The 584-nt window shown below is 66.4% G+C and carries 1 protein-coding gene; it reads right to left on the reverse strand.

Features of this window, described 5'->3' with window-relative positions:
• Window positions 1-363 (reverse strand): hypothetical protein (locus JNK74_29635; GenBank protein MBL7650336.1); only part of this gene is annotated, 363 nt, incomplete at its 3' end.
• Window positions 364-584: the final 221 nt, after the last annotated feature.

Raw genomic sequence — 584 nt, forward strand, 5'->3', positions numbered from 1 at the left:
GGCCGTCTCCGCGGGATGTTCCCGAAGCCATCGCAGGTGCCCCTCCGCCGCATGCCGGTACGCGTCGTCTTCCGAAAGCTGGAACAGCCGCAATTTTCCGAGCGCCAGCAGCGCGTGGGTCTTCGGATTCTCGGTCGGCGCAATGCCCAGCGCGCGGCGTGTAACGTAGGGGAAGGCGTCGCACAGCACCGTGCTCGCCCGGCGCAGGAACGGTCGCCCCTGTAGCCCGCGGAGGCGCGGGTGCGCCTTCACGTCAAAAGGGTCCGGGCCTGCCGTGCCGTGCGCCACCAGCCAGGTATCCAACTCGCCGAGCCACTCCTGGGCCAGCGCCAGATCGGGGTCGTTCGCGGGCGTCAGCGGCATGCGACCGCCCACAAGAGTGACTTTCGCCGATCAGACCGATCAGACCGATCTGTCTGATCGGTCTGATCAGTCTGATCGGTCCGATCTTCGGCGCGGTTACTCGCGCCGCGCAGGGCACCAACGCCCCCAGGCCATGCTGCCATACTACGCTTCACCACGCGCAACCCTTTCCAATAGCCCCTTGAATACCGGGTAATATACCGCATGGCTGTAGCGCGCGC

The organism is Candidatus Hydrogenedentota bacterium (genome assembly GCA_016791475.1).
Classification (GTDB): domain Bacteria; phylum Hydrogenedentota; class Hydrogenedentia; order Hydrogenedentales; family JAEUWI01; genus JAEUWI01.